Source organism: Clostridium aceticum (assembly GCF_001042715.1).
Taxonomy (GTDB): domain Bacteria; phylum Bacillota; class Clostridia; order Peptostreptococcales; family Natronincolaceae; genus Andreesenella; species Andreesenella acetica.
The window spans coordinates 3611563-3627774 of sequence record NZ_CP009687.1 but is presented as its reverse complement, the minus strand read 5'-3'; the positions used below and the strand labels follow the sequence as shown (position 1 = coordinate 3627774).

The following is a 16212-nucleotide window of genomic DNA, read 5'->3' as shown; positions in this document are numbered from 1 at the left end:
ATGAAAGAAGAAGTGGTTTTAAAAGTAGAAGAGTTACAAGTATATCTTCCCAGTCAAGAAGGTATGCTTAGAGCGGTGAATGGTGTAAATCTAGAAATTAAAAAGGGAAAAATCCTGGGTTTGGTGGGAGAAAGTGGTTGTGGTAAATCCGTTATGTCGCTGTCTTTACTAAAGTTATTGAAAAATAAAGACTGGAAGACGGAGGGAGAGGTCCGACTAAAGGAAAGAAATATTTTTTCTCTTTCAGAAGAAGAAATGAGAAAGCAAAGGGGTAAAGAAATCGCTATGATTATGCAAAACCCCATGAGTGTTTTTGACCCTTTAAGAACCATAGGCAGCCATTTTGTAGATACCATCCAGAATCATATAAAAGTAAGTGTAAGAGAAGCGAAGAAAATTGCCATAGAAAATCTAAAAAAGGTAAGTCTACCTGAAGCAGAAAAAATCATGAGGCAATATCCTTTTCAATTAAGTGGCGGCATGTTGCAGCGGGTTATGATTGCTATTGCCATAGCTATGAACCCTGATGTATTGATTGCAGATGAACCTACCACCGCTTTAGATGTAACGGTACAGTATCAAATTTTGGGACAGCTAAAAAGCTTAGTAAAGCATAATAACACAGGGGTACTATTAGTATCCCATGACCTTGGTGTGATTGCACAAATGGCAGATGAAGTAGCAGTGATGTACTGTGGCTATATTGTAGAAAAAGCTCCTGTAGAGGAACTGTTCAAACATCCTGCTCACCCCTATACCCGCGGTTTACTAGCTTCAAGATTTCAGCTGAATAAAAAACGATTAAAACCTATAGAAGGTCAGCCTCCTTCTCTTTTAAACTTGGGGAATCAATGTCCTTTTTTAGAAAGGTGCAGTGAAGTAGAGGCAGCCTGTAGAGAGTATACGATGGATGAAGTAGGTGGAATAAAAAATCATTTAGTAAGATGTGTCAAATATGCCCGTGGAAAAGAGATGATTTTAGATGAGCTTGCTTGAGATCAAAGAGGTGACAAAAGTATACAAATCTGGCAACAGCCTATGGGGAAAAGGAAAAATGACAGAAGCTGTAAAGGATGTTAGTCTAGCCATAGAAGAAGGAACTTGTGTAGGGCTGGTGGGGGAGAGCGGCTGTGGCAAAAGCACCTTAGGGAAAATTATCTTAGGCTTAGAAAAACCCAATAGCGGTGAAGTTTTCTTCCAAGGAAAAAATTTTTATAAATCTACTAGTAGACAGCAAAAGACCTTAAGACGGGATCTACAGGTGGTCTTTCAGGATTATCATAGCTCTGTGAATCCTAAGCAAAAAATAGAAAAAATTATTAGTGAACCCATAAGAAATTACTTGAACTTAAGTCCCCTAGAAGAGAAAAAAAGGGTATTGGAGCTACTGGAAATCGTAGGTCTAAGCCATAAAGATATTCATAAATATCCTCATCAGTTTAGCGGAGGACAATTGCAGAGGATATGTATAGCTAAAGCCATTGCTTTAAAACCTAAATTGATTGTTTTAGATGAAGCCATCAGCAGTTTGGACGTATCAGTGCAGGCACAAATTTTAAACCTGCTGGTGGATTTAAAAAAGGAATTTAACTTATCTTATTTGTTTATATCCCATGATATTGAAGCAGTGGACTATATTGCAGATACTATAGCAGTGATGTATCTAGGAAGAATTGTAGAAGAGATAGAAGATGCTAATGATTTAACAGCACTAAGACATCCTTATAGCAAAAAGCTATTGGGTTCTGTATTAAACCCTTATCCGCAGGAGGGGAAAGTCTTAGATTTTTCTTTTGATGAAGTGATCAGCAGTAAGAAGGCATCTTGTGGTTGCAAATATGCTGAAAGATGTAGTCAAGCTACGACTGTATGTGGTGAGAAAGTTCCTCTTTTAAGCTTAGTAAAAAAAGGCCACAAAATAGCTTGTCACCGTGAAGGAGTGAAGGAAGAAGTAGTCGACTTAAACAAAATTTCATAAAAAGGATTGGGAGATACTCGCTCTTCCCAATCCTTTTTATCATTATAATACTTCTCTTTCAGCAATGAGTTTTTCAGCTAATTCATCTGCTATTTTCTCACACATCTCAAATTCTGCTGCTTTAGGAGAAGACTTAGCTTCTACAGATTCTCCAATTTTTTCCCACTTGATTCGGTCAGCAAATTGATTTAAAGTAGAAACCCCTCCGCCACTCCAAGAAGCAGTTCCAAAGATACCAAGATAGCGGTTTTTCAATTGAGAGTTTTCTATTTTATGTATGACTGCCTCCATAGAAGGGAATAAACCAGTATTATAGGCACAGCTACCCAAAACTACCCCTTTAAACCTCCAAATATCGCTTATAATGTAGGAAACATGGGTTTTGGAAGCATCATAAATCCTAATGTTTTTTATACCTTTTTCAGAAAGCTTTCTAGCAATAAAGTCTGCCATTTTCTGTGTATTCCCATACATAGAGCCATATACAATCACAACACCCTCCTGTGTTTGGGCTTTAGACCAACGATCATAGTAGTCTATGATACAAGAAGGGTTGGTTCTCCATACTGGACCGTGGGTAGGGGCAATGATTTTAATGTCGATAGCAGCTTCTGTTAGTTTCTTTAAAGCCTTCTGTACCATGGCACCGTATTTACCAACAATATTAGAATAGTAACGTCTGATTTCATCAGTATAAAATTCCAGATTTACTTCATCGTCAAAAATTCCACCATCTAATGTTCCAAAGCCCCCAAAGGCATCTGCTGAAAACAACACCTTGTTGTTAACTTCATAAGTCATCATGGTCTCTGGCCAGTGAACCATAGGTGTTAAGTAAAATTTAAGCTGATGTTCCCCCAGGTCTAAGGTGTCCCCATCGTCAATAATATAATAGTTGTCCATTTTTCCATAAAAGTTTTCTAAAAATTCAAAGGTCTTTTTATTTCCTACAAGCATCACTTTAGGGTATCTTTCTCTTACAGCTTTAATAGCCCCTGAATGATCTGGCTCCATATGATTGATAATCAGATAATCCACTGATTTATCTCCAATAATGCCCTCAACTTTATCCATAAAAGCATCCATTTTAGTGTTTTTGACGGTATCTATTATAGCAACTTTATCATCGTTGATGAGATAGGCATTATAGGAAACCCCCTTATCTAAAGGCCATAAGTTTTCAAATAAATGAGTTTCTCTATCATTTACCCCCACATAGTGGATATTTTTTGTTACCTCTACAGTATTCAACATCAAAATTCCTCCTAGAATGTTTGTTTTTTATTTATCAACTTATTTTTATCTATATACCCAACTTACTTGTATTAATCAACTAAATTTAATAATATTTTTTATTCGGGTTTTGTCATTCTGAACGTAGTGAAGAATCTTATATCATAGACATTTAAGACCCATTCGCTGTGCTCAGGGTGACAATTCTCACGGCTCATGTGCTATGTATATTTTTTATGTGCCACTGTCCCTGTGGCGTAGCAGGTGTAACATATTTACTACAACTTATTATATTAGCAAAATTTGCATATCCTACTCTATTTAGGTACAATATTTAGATAAAGCAAACTAAGATAGAGAAGAAATACAATACTTATGATACAAAAGAAGGAGTGTTACAAGATGGACAAAAAAGAATCTAAAGTATATGAAGTTTTAGAAAAACTAGCTATTCCTTATGAAAAATATAACCATGCCCCTGTAGCTACGATTGCAGCCATAGAAGAGTTGGAGATGGACCTTGAGGTAATTCATTTCAAAAACTTATTTTTACGTAACTCTAAAGGAGATCAACACTATTTGGTCTTAGTAGATAGCTCAAAAAAAGCAAACACCAAAGCAATAGCTAAGCAAATTGGCAGCACCCGACTAAGCTTTGCTTCTGATGAAAGACTTGAGAAGTATTTGGGATTAGAGCCGGGGGCAGTGTCTCCCATGGGATTGATCAATGATATAAATAAAGAAGTAGAAGTACTGATAGATCAAGACTTAGTTTCACAAGAAAAAGTTACGTTGCATCCCAATGTTAATACTGCTAGTATTACAATAAGCTATGAAAATCTCAAGAAATTTCTTGCGTGGTGTGGTAATAAAGTGCAGTTTGTTGAAATTCCTTAAAAATAGACCATAAAAACTACTTTTATGCGTCAGAGGACTGAAGTATACTTAAGTCCTTAATCATAATAGACTTAGCATCATAGATGATTAAGCCCTCTTCTCTCATTTTACTTAATTCCCTTGAGAGAGAAGGTCGTTGTATCCCCAGCCTTTCAGCCAGTTCCTTTTTGGACATATTAAGTTTTATTCTATAGTTTTGCTGATAATGGTATTCATAAGTTAAGAATTCACTAATACGCTGGCGAATGGTTTTCATGGTAATAGAGCTTAGTTTGTTTGTAAGAATGAAGGTTTTATCGCATATACTGTGAAGAAATTCTATCAAAAATTCTTTGCTTTTTTGACATAACTCTAAAATAAAATCTTTTTTCATATGGAGTAAGATAGAATCAGTTTTAGCAGTGATTGTCATAGGATAGACATTATTGTGACAAAACAAGAGATTGCCTCCTATGACATCGCTGGTTCCAAAGGTAGTCAGAGTTAAGATATTTCCATTGGTATCAATTTTTTGAATAACAATTTCTCCCCTTAGTATAATGTCTACAGTGCTACATACTTCATTCTGAAGATAGATCATACTATTCTTTTCATATTTTTTTATCTGATGATTTTCCTCACAAAATAATTTTAATAATTCTTCCTCTGTAAAGCTTTTAAAAGGGCCTATACAAGTAAGAAGTGGCAGGAAACTTTTTATTTTCATAACAAAACTCCTTAAAGTTAGTAACCGTGGTTACTGTTTTGTTGTTTTAAAAACATTATAATATAGAAAAAAGATTTTTAAAAGGAGTGTAGTTATGATAGAGAAAATTTATGAATTTAAACAGCAAAATGAAAAACTTGTTGAGAAGATTATTGATGATGACAACCTTGCATTAAATCATATGATTCTTGTCAAAGGCACAGGATTGCCTGAGCATTATTCAAATTCTAATGTATATATGATTATTATAAAAGGCATTATGAGTTTGCAGTTAGGGGAACAAGAAGTGCAAAGTTACAAGGAGGGACAAATCATTAATATTCCTTATAATACTAAAATGAGGGTAAATAATCATGATGAAGAAGTTTTAGAGTTCTTTGTAGTAAAAGCCCCAAACCCTAAATATTTTGGAGGAAAATAACATGGATGTCTTCATGATTTTTCTTTGGACAATAACAGGCGTTGGACTTGTTATCTCTTTGTATAAAGACAAAGAAAAAACTTTTGCCTCAATGAAGATGACAGCCAACATGATGAAGCGTATGGTAGGTCAAATTATAGGCATTTTGTTCCTTATAGGATTAATCTTAACCTTTATACCTCCTGAGGGGGTAAGGGATGTGCTAGATAAAACAAATCTATTGTTTGCAACAGTAGTTTCTGCTTTTGTAGGCAGCATAACTTTAATACCTGCCTTTGTGGCTTTTCCTTTAGTAAGTTCTTTTGTAGATATAGGGATAAGTATTATACCAGCAGTGGCTTTTCTAACTACCTTAACTATGGTGGGGTTTGTGACTTTTCCGCTAGAAAAACAGGAGTTTGGGCTAAAGTTCGCGTTAGCTAGAAATCTTTTGAGCTTTCTTTTTGCCATCTTTATTTCTCTTGTTATGGGGGTGCTGCTATGAAGGCTATAGTAAAATTTATAAAAAATAATAAACTACTATCCATAGTGGTGCTGACCTATTTGTTGTTGATGATCTTCCTTCCAATGAAAGCCATCGATTCATCAAAGAGCAGCTTTTACTATATTAAAGAAATGATTCAAGTTATGCCAATTGTTTTTGTCTTAACGGCACTAATAGAAGCGTGGATACCAAAAGACATGATTATCAAAAACTTTGGAGAAAATGCTGGGGCAAAAGGAGCACTTTTCTCCTTCGTGTTGGGAAGCTTTTCCGCAGGACCTATTTATGCAGCATTTCCTATCTGCAAAATGTTGTTCAAAAAAGGTGCTAGTGTTGCCAATATCGTAATTATTCTAAGTGCATGGGCAGTTGTGAAAATTCCTATGCTTGCCAATGAGGCAAAGTTTTTAGGTTCAAGGTTTATGATGATAAGATGGGTATTAACAACGATAGCCATACTGATGATGGCATATATCGTAGCAATTATTGTAAAAAAACATGAGATTCTCATGGAAGACAATGTCACAAAAGGGGAAAAAAGTAGGATACGTATTCAAGGAGAATATTGTGTAGGTTGTGGCTTATGTGAAAAGTTGTTGCCTGAATATTTTACTATCATAGAGAATAAAGTAATACTTAGGCAGGAAGCTACTAATGATGATATAAAAGAAAGTATCTCCATCATCATGAAGAAATGTCCAGCAAAGGTTATAGGTTATCATTATGGATAGGTTTGTGAAAATATAATTATAAATTTTAGTTATAGATAAAGAACATCAGGACTTAATTTTGATATACTAAGGGGTACATTTGCAGCCCACGGTTTTGGGGCGAAACCGTAGACCGTGTATACCAAAATTAAAGTTTGAACTTGCTTATCTATAGATATCCAAGTTAGAAACTTTAATTATAGCTATAAATTTTCACAGGTCAATCCATTGAAGTTTCTATAAATAATTAAATGTATAACTTAAGTTGTTAGGTTAGATATCTATATATGAAGATATAGATTTTCAATCAAGGAGAGAAGCTAGTTAACAAAAACACCTTTCTTATGGAGTAAAATAAGAAAGGTGTTTTTAAATTTAAAAATTTAGTTTTTAGCTTATAACCTCTTGAGAAGTTTCAGTAATTTGATGAATTTCTCCAGCTCTATTTAAAGCAAATTTTGCCATAATAGGACCAACTAACTCAAATACGAAAACTCCTCCTAAGATAACAGTACTTATGGTATTACCTATCTGTGGCACTTCCTGTTTGGCGATCATAGCTAAACCAATGGCTACACCAGCTTGAGGTAACAAACTAAACCCTAAATTTTTAACAATAACATTAGAATAACCCATTGCTTTTGCTCCTAAACCTGCTCCGAAAATTTTTCCTATAGATCTCGCTAAAATGTATCCTATTCCCAATAAGCCTAATTTTCCTAAACTATTAAGATGAAGGCTAGCTCCTGCTAGCGTAAAGAAAAATAAATAGATGGGAGGTGTAAATTTTCCTATAATGTGAAAAACTTTTCTATGATTTTGCATAAGGTTGGTAAGTGTGGCGCCAATCATCATGCATGTTAGTATAGGAGATAGATGAAGTACACGGGCAAGACCACCTCCAGCTAAAATAAAAGCTAGTACAAATGTTAATAGTTCATCTTCAGTCTTTGTTTTATTTGCGAGAAATGTCAACATAAAGCCTATAGCAAATCCCAAGATGAGGGAGCCAAAAATTTCTACAAAGGGTAAAGTAATCATTTTTAAAAAAGACGTTTCTCCTTGTCCAAAAGAAATTTTTGCTAGAGCCATAGCGATGCCAAAACTCATGACACATAAGGCGTCATCAATAGCTACTACTGGTAGAATGGTTTTGGTTAAAGGTCCACTGGTATTATACTGCTTAATAATCATCATTGTGGCAGCAGGTGCAGTAGCGGCAGCTATAGAAGCTAATATAATGCTCAACTCAAAGGGTTGATGCAATAAAAAATAACTAGTAAAAAATACGATAGTAACAGCACCAACTACCTCTGCTAAGGTGACAATAAATATCTTTTTTCCCACCTTCATGAGCTCTTCGATAAGAAATTCACTGCCAATATTAAAGGCAATAGCAGCTAGTGCTATTTCATTTACAATAGAAAAAACTTTGATATTCGTGTCTGTAATGACATTGGTAAAGGAAGGACCGATCAATAATCCTCCTAGTAAATAACCTGTCACATAAGGAAGATGTAAGACCTTAGCCAGTCTTCCGCCCAAAATTCCCATCAATAATACGATACTTATTTTTACTAAAACATTCAAAAAAATGCGCCTCCTTAATACGATATACTGCTTATTTGTTTAAATTTTCTATACCTAATATTTTACCTACAGGAACAGTAAACATTACTCCTGTGCCTTTGCTATTCATGCCTCCTACAATTTTATTAACAGCTTCCATGGCTTGGTCCACTATTTTATCATCCTTCAGGATAGTAAAAATGGTTTTGTTATAAGGACGTGAACTATCCACAAGATTTCTTAAACTGCCGATGATAGGAATATCACTATGATGACCTTCTACCAGGGCACTTGCCATACCTTGACTATCTATAATAGTAGCTCCATTGATGCCAATATTCACAAACTCTGTTAGGATCTCATCTAGATACTCTGGTTTGTTTAAAACAATAAACAATGCATGCACTTCAAAACACCTCCTAGCAATTTTATTTTACCTTTGATTGTATACCTGGTATTTATATTACACAACTTTCATTATTAGCTTTATTCCTCTATATCTAGGATAGGAACCTCTTTAGAAAAGATTATTTTAGAATTTCAAAAGAATCCCCAAGTCCCTAAATAATTTTATTAAAAGCTATAATATTTTAAAAAGAATATTTACTCTAATTGCTATCAAAATTAAGTCCTGATGTTGTTTATCTATAATAGATGCTACACCCTTAATAATCAAGTGTAGAAATGTAGGGCGTATGGAAAAATATGAAAACTTATCAAAAATTATCTATAGAATACCCTAAAACTTTGATTGTTTTCGTAACAATATAATAGAAAATATTTAAGGAGGTAGTGAAATGAAGAAAAAATATGTAAGTTTAGTTGCACTGCTAATGTTCTTTACCTTTACCGCATCTACTGTTGGGGCATTTGTACCGCCTGGGTTAGAAAAAAAGGGAGGATTGCCGCCGGGAATTCAAAAAAGATTTTTACAAGAAGAGCAAGTTAAAGAGGAAAAAAGCGATAAGGTTCTTCATAACCAATATCATACAACGATTGAAAGCATTGATGTACAAACCAGAAGAATCGCTATAAAAGAAGGAACGGCTTATATTTACTTATTAATAGCTGATTCTGTTAAGGTAGAAATAGATGAAAAAACCGGAAGCCTTCAAGAATTACAAAAGAATGATGAAGTAGTTTTGAAACTAGATAAAAATAATACTGTAGTAGAAATTTACGCAGAAAACCTAGGAAATAGAGTTATAACCATGAAGGAAGTCGTGATCAAGTCTATAAGTGATAAAAATAGAGAGATCGTGGTGGTGCATAATAATAAAGAAGTCCTCTACTATGTAAAGGATGAGGCGATTATTGAAATAGATGGTGAGAGAAAGTTGCTGGAAGATATAAAGGTGAATATGAAGGCAGATATCAAGGTAAGAGGAACAGACGTCATAGAAATAAAAGTGAATCAAGGAGCAACAAAATATGAAGGAAGACTGATTGCTAAATATACAGATGATCATCCAATTCTAGTATTACGTATAGATGGCAATGATAAGATTTTCTCAGTAGTGAAGAGTTTGGATCTAAGGGAGGTTAAGGTTGGAGATAATGTTATTATCCGTGTTGAAAAGGATATAGTAACTAGCATTGCTAAAAAGTAGAAGTGCATATCTATGCTAACCCCTAAAATTGGGGATCTTATACCCCAACATAAAATATAAAAAACTGCCAGTTGCATACAGCAACTGGCAGTTTTTTATAAGGAAAACTTTGTTTAAAGCTCTATTAAAAATAAGATATTGTTATTGAAAAAAAATCCTCAGGATTGTAACTAGTGCCATAAATCAAAATCCTTCAGTTTCACCAGAATAATAAAGTCTTGCATAACAAAGCTTAAATTCTTTTGAAAGGTAAAAAATATAGTATTGTACTAAACTATACATTATATATAATTAGTAAAAATATGGTATACTTAATTAATAAATATTTAACAATGTAAGAAGGGTGGGGTTCTGGACTGAAGAAAAATCAAGGTTGGTAGGTTACATTCAATAGGGGGGATAAAAATGAGATTAAAAAAGAAATTAATCATCAGCTATTTAGTAATTGTAGTATTGTGCATAGGCACCTTGGGAACCTTAGCTGTAAATAAATCTCAAAACGCACTGTATAAAGAAGTAGAAGAAAAGATGAATATAGCCATCGAATCTACTTATAATGTTTCCTATGAAAGAAATGATTTATTAACCAAACAAACAACCAGTATATTAAACACCACTGAAAAATTTCTTTATAACTTAGGAAAAATAAGAGTTCAAGATGAAGAACATATTGATGTAGGAGAATATAAGCTACCCAAAATGTATGCAGGAGACAGGCTATTAAGTTTAGATGAGACATTTGTTGATGAAATGTATGTAATGGTGCAAGGTACGACAACTATTTTTATACTACACAACAATGAATTTGTTAGAATTAGTACTAACGTTAGGCATGATAGTGGACAAAGAGCTGTAGGCACCGCCATTCAAAGTGATTCTCCTGTTTATCAAAGTGTTATAAAGGGTGAGAGGTATTATGGAAGGGCAAATGTATTAGGAGATTGGTACGTTACAGCCTATGAACCGCTTTATGATCAAACAAATAACATAGTAGGTATGTTGTATGTGGGTGTACCAGAGCTGGATACAATCTTTGAAGGGATTATCAGTAATGTTTCTTTAGGTAGTTCAGGATACGTATATATTATGGATTCATCTGGAGAACTACTGTTTCATCCAACAAATAGGGGAGAGAATCTCTTAGTCCATGACTTTGCCAAACAAATAGTGAGTGAAAAAAATGGGCTTATTGAATATACATATGAAGATATAGATAGAATTGCTGTGTTTAGGTATTTTGAGCCGTGGGATTGGTATCTTGTAGCTACTGCAGATCATAATGATTTAAATAGCCAGGCTAGAGATTTAATGCTATATATCCTGTTATTGGGCTTAATTATAATTGTGATTATTTTAACACTAAGTGTTTTTATCGCTAATTCCATTGTAGTACCTATCGGTTTAGCAACTGAGCAGGCAATAAAAATAGCAGAGGGTAATTTAAGTGAGAACTTACCTGCCCACTTATTAGCTAGAAAAGATGAGATTGGACAGTTATCTAATGCCTTCCAAAAAATTACAGAAAACCTTAAAATTACACTAGAAAAAATCCTGCAAACGGGAGGAACATTATCCACTGCTTCTGAGCATTTAACGCTTACCAGTCAACAGTCAGGCCAAATGGCAGAAGAGGTAGCCAAAACCATTGAAGAAGTTGCTAAAAGCAGTAGTCAGCAGGCTCAAGACACGGAGAGTGGTGCTATAAAGGTAGAAGAAATTGGGGGATTAATAGAAAAGAATCAGGATTGTATGAAGGCGTTAAATGTATCTACAGATAAAGTGATGACACTAAAGGATGAAGGCTTTAGGACTTTAAAAGAACTCATAGAAAAAACCGAGGTTAACAATAAAGTGACAGAAGAAATTCATCAAGTGATCATAAATGCTAATCAGAGTGCAGAAAAAATAGACAAGGCTAGTCACATGATTCAAAGTATTGCAGAACAAACAAATCTTTTGGCATTAAATGCTGCTATAGAGGCGGCAAGAGCAGGCGAATCAGGGCGAGGATTTGCGGTGGTGGCAGAGGAAATTAGAAAACTAGCAGAACAGTCTACAGAGTTTACTGTAGAAATAACATCCATCATTACAGACTTAACAAGTAAAACAGAAAATGCTGTTTATACAATGCAGGAGGTATCTAAATTGGCACAAGCTCAAACAGAGGGGGTTGTGGCGACAGAGAAAAAATTTGAAGGTATTGCTATGGCTATTGAGAAAACAAAAGAGATTATAGCCGTACTTAATCAATCAGGTCAAGCAATGGAGGAAGCAAAAAATCAAGTGATTGATGTTATGCAAAGTATGGCGGCTATTGCAGAAGAAAATGCCGCCAGCACAGAAGAAGTATCAGCTGCTACTGAAGAACAGGCGGCTTCCGTACAGGAAGTGGCAAATGCCAGCAAAAACTTAGCGGATTTAGCAGAAGAATTAAACCAGCTTGTATTAAAGTTTAGGATTTAAGGCTTAACGCACCTAAAAAAGCAGTCTGAGGATTTATGTGAGGCAGTAACCAGCATAAATCTTCTGGCTGTTTTATATTATAGAAAAGGGGTTATTTGCCAAGTCGCGGATAGATAGGTTATACTATAGTAAGTGAAGTATCAAAAAAACATAGAAAGGAATCTTGTATATAAGAGTTTCACCTTGACTAGATTGTATTATCTCATATTCATACGAAGAACGATTATCCAGAATTGTTCATATAAATCCAGTGATTCTAGCTGACAGATGTAAATTATTGAAAATAGGTAAAGACCCCCACCTGCGCTAACGCTTAGAGGAGGGCTTTGCCGTAAAAATAAAGTCAAGATAAAAGGAGAGGAAAAAATTTGGAGCTAGTTGTAATTGTTTTGAATCAAATAGAGTACTTAACAGAAATTTTAGACGGATTTATGGAGGAAGGTTTAAAGGGAGCGACAGTTATAGATAGTGCTGGTATGGGTCATATTATAGCGGATCATATTCCCTTTTTTGCACAATTTGCAGATCTAGAAGAAGATAATAAAAATAATAGTAAGACCATCTTCACAGTTGTTCATTGCCAGCAAGAAAGAGATAAGGCAGTAAAAGTTGTAGAGAAAGCTTTAGGAGATATTCAAAAAGCAGATACTGCATTTGTTTTTTGTGTGCCAGTGAGTTTTGTAAAAGGAATTACATCTCAAGGGTGTGGTGATTGATGATGAACGCACCCTTGTATGTAGGTATTATTTTATTGATAGGTTTGGTCGGGGGTAAAGCTGCATCAAAAATTAATTTACCCTCTGTCACAGGATATATTTTATTTGGATTATTACTAGGACCATCTTTTACAAATATTATTACAAAAGAAACCATAAAGTCTCTGCAATTTGTAAATGAATTGGCACTGGGAATATTGGCACTATCCATTGGTGCAGAACTACATCGATTAGTTTTTAAAAAGTTCGGCAAAACATTATTGCTGGTATCTTTAGGAGATGAGTTAGTGACTTTTTGTTCAGTATTTCTATTTACTTATCTACTAGGGTTACAGCTTCAGCTAGCGATTGTGCTAGGCATCTTAGCTATGACAGTGTCTCCCTCTGGTGTGTTTTCTATTGTTAAGGAATATAAAACAAAGGGGGAGTTTACTAAAAACCTGCTGGCATTAGTTGCTATTGATAATCTTATTTGCATATTTGTATTTGGTATTGTGACAGCTATATTGCAAGGAATAGGAAATGTAGACATAGGAGGAACTACCCTATTCATACTATTGATTACTGAGATTAGTCTAGCCATTATTTTAGGAATTTTAGGTGGACTAGCTGTCTCTTATATGATTAAGAAAAAGACCAACAATAATAAATTCTTAGTTTTTTTACTGGGACTTATTTTACTAAATATCGGCATTGCTAATCATTTTAATTTGTCAGCTCTATTGATCAATATGGTGAAGGGAGCTACCATTGTAAATCTTACAAATAAGAAGCTTGTTTTATCTTCTACGCTAGAAAGAGTTGAATTGCCTATATTTGTTTTATTCTTAACGCTTGCAGGTGCTAAGCTAGATCTATCTATTTTAGGTAGTGTAGGAATTGTAGGGATTGGATATATAGGAGGAAGATTATTAGGAAAAATAGGAGGTAGCTTCATTTTCTCTAACTTTACATCTTTAGATATGCAAATAAAAAAGAATATTGGTATGGCATTAACCCCCCAGGCGGGAGTTGCCATTGGTTTAAGTATTATTGCTGAGCAGAAACTACCTGCTTCAGGGGGGATTATTACTGGGATTTTATTAACCGGTGTGATATTTTTTGAAATAGTAGGTCCTCTGATGCTTAAACAAGCACTTAAAAATACAGGAGAAATATAATTGCTTTTTTAAATAAATTCCATTTCAAACTTTTCACATGAAACATAAAGGCAGTCTTTACCTTAACAGTAAAGACTGCTTTTATGTTTCGATTTCTCACAATGATCCTCTCTGTAAGAGAGTCTTTTAATTTTCATGATTCTATGGAAATAATTGCACAATCCAAGTTGCTTATAAGTAGACCATGTTTCGTTATAAGATATAAGGTTTAGAGGAAAGGATTTATATCGTTAAAAAAATCAAGCTAAAGATACTAAGGAAATAGAATTCAAGGTTCAATGGAAAGAGAAGCATATAGACCTAAAAAGGAAAAAAGTGGTGCAAAAAAAGGAGAACTCCTTTGTGGTATACTTATGTATAGATTTTATTGTTTCGTAACGGAAAAACTTGTTTTTTTTCGTATACTTTAAAGAGGAGGTGAGGCAGTGGCGAAATTTCTCCATTTATTCAAAAAGAAAAAGACGATTGAGGAACGGGTGAAAAGTATTCAGCAGGGGGACATAGCCTTGAAGGAACAGTTAATTCAGGAGTATATTCCCTTCATTACAAAATCCCTCAGCAATCAATTACATAAATACATAGAGTTAGAAAATGATGATGTTTTTAGTATTGGATTAATAGCTTTTAATGAAGCTATAGATAAGTATGATGAAAAAAAGGGAAATTTTTTGTCTTTTGCATCCCTTGTTATGAAAAGCAGAGTGATCGATCAATGGAGAAGGGAGTATAAAGCTTCTCAAAGGATAAAGACAGTACAACTTTTAAATGAAAATAGGGAAGAAATTCAAGAGGATGCGGCTATAGAGGAAGGTTTCGAAAGTCAAATCGAATTAAAAATTGATATGGCCACATTAGTAGAGAGAATGAAAGACTTCGGTGTTTCTTTAGAGGATTTAATTAAAAGTGCTCCTAAACACGGAGATACGAAAAACACTGCCATCAAGATAGGAAGATATGTTTATGAAAATCAACTGTTAAGGGAAAAGTTTATTCGGACACAAAATTTACCTATAACACAAATAGTAAAAAACTTAGAAGTATCAAAGAAAGTCATCCAAAGAAATAGAAAATTTATTATTGCAGTGATATTTATATTAGAGAGCAATTTGGATACCCTTAAACATTATCTTTCTATAGAGGAAGGGAGTGAAGTGGATGCAACATAAAGGTTGTGTTATGGAACTTAGAGAAGAAACAATGGTTGTTATGACAGAGCAATGCAGTTTTTACGAAATACAAAAAAGAAAAAATATACAAGAAGGCATGGAAATTGAATTTTATGAAAAGGAAATTGTTCTTCATAAAAATCAAACCCTTCGCACTTTTTCTTTGGTAGCAGCGGCTGTTCTTCTTTTGATCATAACCTCTGTCTATGGACTTAAGTCTTGGAATACAGCCAATCAGTTAATGGCGGTAGTTACTATTGATATAAACCCCAGTATACAATTGGAAGTAAATAATAAAAATCAGGTTTTGAAGGCTATTGCTGTGAATAAAGAGGCAGAGACATTATCTTTAGATGCCCTAGAGAAAAAGCCTTTTCAAGAAGCTTTTCAACTGTTATTACGGGAACTGAGAGAAAAAGGATACGTTTTAAAGGAACAGGAGAACTATGTGCTAATAGCAACTGTCTTTTTACAGGAAGAGGAAATTGAGACAGAAAAGTTCCGAAAAATGATTGAGGCTACAAAAGAAGAAGTAGAACTGGAGGCATTAAAGCAAGGAGAAAAGATAGAAGTCATTACAATAGAAGCTACTGAAGATTTATTAATGACAGCACGAGAAGAAAAAACTTCTGTGGGAAAATTGCAAGTTTATCAAAATTTAAAAGAATATAAGAATGATAAAATTGATGTAGATACAACAGAGGAAAAGAAAGTTAAAGAGATAAAAGTTAAAGAGATGAAAGTTAAAGAATTAATACAGCTTCAAAATCAAGATGAAGAACAAGATAAAAAACAAAATAAAAAACAGGAAGAAAAACAGAATGAGAAACAAGGTGGAAAAGTCAAGGAACATCCAATCTTTGACCAACATCCCGGCAGTAAAAAAGAAGAAAAAGTCCCTCCAGCGGTACAAAAAGAACAGCAAAAATTAAACCACTACACGAATGATCAAGAAGAAAAAGGGACTGTGATTAAGAAAAAAGAACATCCAGTATTTGAGGAACATCCTGGACAAGGTAAAAAATCTGAAAAAATAAAAGAAAATAAGGGAAAAAACTCTAGAGAATAATTTTCTAGAGTTTTTTTGTCAGAGAGTCCA

16 protein-coding genes are annotated in these 16212 nt (G+C 34.2%); 12 read left to right on the top strand and 4 right to left on the bottom strand.

Annotated features, from left to right (window positions below; genetic code table 11):
* Positions 1-996 carry an ABC transporter ATP-binding protein gene (locus CACET_RS16660; RefSeq protein ID WP_044824284.1) on the top strand — a complete coding sequence of 332 codons (996 nt, stop codon included), beginning with the start codon at positions 1-3 and terminating at the stop codon, positions 994-996.
* Positions 983-1978, top strand: coding sequence for a nickel import ATP-binding protein NikE (gene nikE / locus CACET_RS16655; RefSeq protein WP_044824283.1), 996 nt, complete (start codon positions 983-985; stop codon positions 1976-1978). Before CACET_RS16660 ends, nikE begins: the two co-directional genes overlap by 14 nt.
* Positions 1979-2020: 42 nt before the next feature.
* Here the strand turns inward: nikE and CACET_RS16650 are convergent, their stop codons facing one another.
* On the bottom strand, positions 2021-3232 hold the full coding sequence (locus CACET_RS16650) for an FprA family A-type flavoprotein (protein ID WP_044824282.1): 1212 nt from the start codon (positions 3230-3232) through the stop codon (positions 2021-2023).
* A gap of 381 nt (positions 3233-3613) precedes the next feature.
* Between CACET_RS16650 and CACET_RS16645 the strand changes: the two genes are divergently transcribed.
* Positions 3614-4108 (top strand): prolyl-tRNA synthetase associated domain-containing protein, encoded by a 495-nt coding sequence (locus CACET_RS16645; protein ID WP_044824281.1) that lies wholly within the window; start codon positions 3614-3616, stop codon positions 4106-4108.
* Positions 4109-4130: 22 nt separating this feature from the next.
* Here CACET_RS16645 and CACET_RS16640 read toward each other — a convergent pair whose 3' ends face one another.
* Positions 4131-4814 carry a Crp/Fnr family transcriptional regulator gene (locus CACET_RS16640; RefSeq protein ID WP_044824280.1) on the bottom strand — a complete coding sequence of 228 codons (684 nt, stop codon included), beginning with the start codon at positions 4812-4814 and terminating at the stop codon, positions 4131-4133.
* Positions 4815-4908: 94 nt separating this feature from the next.
* Here CACET_RS16640 and CACET_RS16635 point away from each other — a divergent pair, with 94 nt between their 5' ends.
* The 3 genes from CACET_RS16635 to CACET_RS16625 are packed head-to-tail and all read left to right on the top strand — an operon-like array spanning position 4909 to position 6450.
* A complete protein-coding gene (locus CACET_RS16635; RefSeq protein ID WP_044824279.1) occupies positions 4909-5235 on the top strand; it encodes a cupin domain-containing protein in 327 nt (108 codons plus the stop codon).
* A 1-nt stretch (position 5236) separates the two neighbouring features.
* Positions 5237-5719 (top strand): permease, encoded by a 483-nt coding sequence (locus CACET_RS16630; RefSeq protein WP_044824278.1) that lies wholly within the window; start codon positions 5237-5239, stop codon positions 5717-5719.
* Entirely contained in the window at positions 5716-6450 is a 735-nt protein-coding gene (locus CACET_RS16625; RefSeq protein ID WP_044824277.1) for a permease, read from the top strand. Before CACET_RS16630 ends, CACET_RS16625 begins: the two co-directional genes overlap by 4 nt.
* A gap of 369 nt (positions 6451-6819) precedes the next feature.
* On the opposite strand, the gene CACET_RS16620 is transcribed toward CACET_RS16625, so the two are convergent.
* Both CACET_RS16620 and CACET_RS16615 read right to left on the bottom strand, forming a co-directional pair.
* Positions 6820-8019 carry a cation:proton antiporter gene (locus CACET_RS16620; RefSeq protein ID WP_044824276.1) on the bottom strand — a complete coding sequence of 400 codons (1200 nt, stop codon included), beginning with the start codon at positions 8017-8019 and terminating at the stop codon, positions 6820-6822.
* 31 nt (positions 8020-8050) lie between these two features.
* Positions 8051-8404, bottom strand: a complete 354-nt coding sequence (locus tag CACET_RS16615; protein ID WP_044824275.1) for a hypothetical protein — start codon at positions 8402-8404, stop codon at positions 8051-8053.
* A 391-nt stretch (positions 8405-8795) separates the two neighbouring features.
* Here CACET_RS16615 and CACET_RS16610 point away from each other — a divergent pair, with 391 nt between their 5' ends.
* The 6 genes from CACET_RS16610 (at position 8796) to CACET_RS16585 (ending at position 16182) form a co-directional block, all read left to right on the top strand.
* On the top strand, positions 8796-9608 hold the full coding sequence (locus CACET_RS16610; RefSeq protein ID WP_044824274.1) for a hypothetical protein: 813 nt from the start codon (positions 8796-8798) through the stop codon (positions 9606-9608).
* A gap of 405 nt (positions 9609-10013) precedes the next feature.
* Complete coding sequence (locus CACET_RS19640) at positions 10014-12071, top strand: methyl-accepting chemotaxis protein (protein WP_052661316.1); 2058 nt, start codon at positions 10014-10016, stop codon at positions 12069-12071.
* A 368-nt stretch (positions 12072-12439) separates the two neighbouring features.
* A complete protein-coding gene (locus CACET_RS16600; protein WP_052661315.1) occupies positions 12440-12787 on the top strand; it encodes a hypothetical protein in 348 nt (115 codons plus the stop codon).
* Entirely contained in the window at positions 12787-13947 is a 1161-nt protein-coding gene (locus CACET_RS16595) for a cation:proton antiporter (protein ID WP_044824273.1), read from the top strand. The genes CACET_RS16600 and CACET_RS16595 overlap by 1 nt, the downstream gene beginning before the upstream one ends.
* Before the next feature lie 425 nt (positions 13948-14372).
* Positions 14373-15113 carry an RNA polymerase sigma-I factor gene (gene sigI / locus CACET_RS16590; protein ID WP_044824272.1) on the top strand — a complete coding sequence of 247 codons (741 nt, stop codon included), beginning with the start codon at positions 14373-14375 and terminating at the stop codon, positions 15111-15113.
* The gene (locus tag CACET_RS16585) at positions 15103-16182 is read left to right on the top strand and encodes an anti-sigma factor domain-containing protein (protein ID WP_044824271.1); all 1080 of its coding nucleotides are present in this window, start codon (positions 15103-15105) and stop codon (positions 16180-16182) included. Before sigI ends, CACET_RS16585 begins: the two co-directional genes overlap by 11 nt.
* Positions 16183-16212 lie beyond the last annotated feature (30 nt).

Excerpts from the sequence above, each read along its gene's own strand:
- CACET_RS16660 (WP_044824284.1), top strand. The coding sequence starts at position 1 with ATGAAAGAAGAAGTGGTTTTAAAAGTAGAAGAGTTACAAGTATATCTT.
- nikE (WP_044824283.1), top strand. The coding sequence starts at position 983 with ATGAGCTTGCTTGAGATCAAAGAGGTGACAAAAGTATACAAATCTGGC.
- CACET_RS16650 (WP_044824282.1), bottom strand. The coding sequence starts at position 3,232 with ATGTTGAATACTGTAGAGGTAACAAAAAATATCCACTATGTGGGGGTA.
- CACET_RS16645 (WP_044824281.1), top strand. The coding sequence starts at position 3,614 with ATGGACAAAAAAGAATCTAAAGTATATGAAGTTTTAGAAAAACTAGCT.
- CACET_RS16640 (WP_044824280.1), bottom strand. The coding sequence starts at position 4,814 with ATGAAAATAAAAAGTTTCCTGCCACTTCTTACTTGTATAGGCCCTTTT.
- CACET_RS16635 (WP_044824279.1), top strand. The coding sequence starts at position 4,909 with ATGATAGAGAAAATTTATGAATTTAAACAGCAAAATGAAAAACTTGTT.
- CACET_RS16630 (WP_044824278.1), top strand. The coding sequence starts at position 5,237 with ATGGATGTCTTCATGATTTTTCTTTGGACAATAACAGGCGTTGGACTT.
- CACET_RS16625 (WP_044824277.1), top strand. The coding sequence starts at position 5,716 with ATGAAGGCTATAGTAAAATTTATAAAAAATAATAAACTACTATCCATA.
- CACET_RS16610 (WP_044824274.1), top strand. The coding sequence starts at position 8,796 with ATGAAGAAAAAATATGTAAGTTTAGTTGCACTGCTAATGTTCTTTACC.
- CACET_RS19640 (WP_052661316.1), top strand. The coding sequence starts at position 10,014 with ATGAGATTAAAAAAGAAATTAATCATCAGCTATTTAGTAATTGTAGTA.
- CACET_RS16595 (WP_044824273.1), top strand. The coding sequence starts at position 12,787 with ATGATGAACGCACCCTTGTATGTAGGTATTATTTTATTGATAGGTTTG.
- CACET_RS16585 (WP_044824271.1), top strand. The coding sequence starts at position 15,103 with ATGCAACATAAAGGTTGTGTTATGGAACTTAGAGAAGAAACAATGGTT.